The organism is Bathymodiolus heckerae thiotrophic gill symbiont (assembly GCF_900128515.1).
GTDB lineage: Bacteria > Pseudomonadota > Gammaproteobacteria > PS1 > Pseudothioglobaceae > Thioglobus_A.
Window position 1 is genome coordinate 1 of sequence record NZ_FQTP01000169.1, and the last position, 1,956, is coordinate 1,956.

The 1,956-nt window shown below is 39.4% G+C and carries 3 protein-coding genes; 2 read left to right on the top strand and 1 reads right to left on the bottom strand.

Features of this window, described 5'->3' with window-relative positions:
* The coding region (locus BTHERMOSOX_RS10720) for a preprotein translocase subunit SecA (protein WP_138121125.1) at nucleotides 1–1,040 on the bottom strand (1,040 nt) is incomplete at its 3' end.
* Nucleotides 1,041–1,109: 69 nt separating this feature from the next.
* Here BTHERMOSOX_RS10720 and BTHERMOSOX_RS10725 point away from each other — a divergent pair.
* Together BTHERMOSOX_RS10725 and petA are read left to right on the top strand one after the other, a co-directional pair.
* Nucleotides 1,110–1,415 (top strand): hypothetical protein, encoded by a 306-nt coding sequence (locus tag BTHERMOSOX_RS10725; RefSeq protein ID WP_138121126.1) that lies wholly within the window; start codon nucleotides 1,110–1,112, stop codon nucleotides 1,413–1,415.
* Between the two features lie 111 nt (nucleotides 1,416–1,526).
* Nucleotides 1,527–1,956: ubiquinol-cytochrome c reductase iron-sulfur subunit (petA, locus tag BTHERMOSOX_RS10730; RefSeq protein ID WP_138121127.1), on the top strand; the 430-nt coding region annotated here is incomplete at its 3' end.

Consider the following 1,956-nt stretch of genomic DNA (forward strand, 5'->3'; position numbering starts at 1 on the left):
CTACCTGTAAACTCATCAACAATCACCACTTCATCACCATCAATAATGTAATGATCGTCCTTGCGAAATAGCATGTGCGCTCTTAGTGCAGAATTAATATGTTGCATTAATAAAATATTACTTGCATTGTAAAGGCTTGCACCCTGTGGTAATGCACCTGCATCAATCAACAAGCCTTCCGCCTTAGCGTGCCCATCATCTGTTAAAAACACCTGCTTATGTTTTTCATCAATGGTGTAATCACCAGCAACCTCTACCACAACCTCTTTACCCTCTCCGCTTTCGGTTTGCTCGGTGAAGTTCGGAATCATGTGATTGATTGCTTGATAGACTTGCGCATAATCTGCAGCTGGCCCAGAAATAATCAGCGGCGTTCTAGCCTCATCAATTAGGATTGAGTCAACCTCATCAACAATAGCAAAGCTAAGTATTTTTTGCACTTTTTGATCTGTGGTGAAGGCCATGTTGTCGCGTAAATAATCAAAACCCAATTCGTTGTTTGTGGCATACACCACATCACAAGCATAGGCCACCTGCTTCTCCTCTGGCGGTCTATTGGAGGCTACAATACCAACACTCAGGCCAAGAAACTCGAATACTTTTCCCATCCATCGAGCGTCACGCTCGGCCAAATAATCATTAACGGTAACAACATGGACGCCTTTGCCACTCAGAGCATTTAAATAAGCGGGTAGCGTTGCTACTAAAGTTTTGCCTTCACCCGTGCCCATTTCAGCAATATTGCCATCATTTAAAACCATGCCACCAATTAACTGCACATCATGATGCCTTAAGCCCAACACCCTGACGCCGGCCTCTCTCATTACCGCAAATGCCTCAATCAGTAATGAGTCAAGTGACTCTTTAGCCCGGTAACGATCTTTAAATTCTTGAGTTTTTGCATGAAGCTGTTCGTCTGTTAATGCTTGAATTTCACCTTCTAGTGCAGTAATACTCTCGACCGTTATGCGTAATTTTTTAATTAGACGATCATTTCTAGAGCCGACAATTTTAGATAGAACTTTATTTATAATACTCATTAGAATATAAAGAATTGTTTTTTTTATAAAAAACCTATTTTCTCATAGATAAACCAGCCTTTGCATTAAATGTGTCAGCATAAACCAACAACTAATTTAACAAACTTTTCGCCCGAAGGCTCTCTTGGGCAAATGATCGCCCAGGCAAAAATCTATAATAAAATCAATGCCCAGCTGCACCCTCAACTTCCAGGCGCCCTTAAAGATTTAGAGCTTTGCCTAATTAAAGACAATGTTGCAACATTAATAACTAGCAACTCAGCTGTTGCCTTTAGAGCTAAACAGCAATTAAATGAAATAATTACCCTATTACAAGGTATTTCTTTATGTCAACAAATAGACCGTATTGAAATAAAGGTTAATACAGATAAATGACCCAACAATAAGCGAATTGCTCATCACGCATCGCTAATATTAAAGTATAATTATTGGGTTTTTAAATATAGATTTAATCTATACACATTCAAAATAAAGGACTGTAATTTTATGTCAGAACAGGAAATAGACTTAAAGAGAAGACGCTTTTTGACTGGCGCTACAAGTGTTGTTGGTGCTGTTGGCGTTGGCTTTGTATTGGTGCCATTCTTATCATCTTGGATGCCTTCGGCAAGAGCGAAAGCTGCTGGCGCACCAGTTGATGTCAATATTGAAAAATTAGAAGAAGGTCAGCTTGTTCGTGTTTTATGGCGTAAAAAACCCGTTTGGATTTTCAAACGTGACAAAACAGCATTGGCTAACCTTCTAGTTCAGGATGATAATTTAGTAGATCCTAATAATTTAGAAGATCAACAACCTGCTTATGCAAAAAATGTTCATCGTTCAATCAATCCTGAAATTGCAGTTATTATTGGTATCTGTACACACTTAGGTTGCTCTCCAACCTACCGACCTGAAGTTGGTGCCGCTGACTTAGGTG

Bases quoted from the DNA above. Each gene is read 5' to 3' on its own strand.
- BTHERMOSOX_RS10725 (WP_138121126.1), top strand. From the start codon at position 1,110: ATGTGTCAGCATAAACCAACAACTAATTTAACAAACTTTTCGCCCGAA.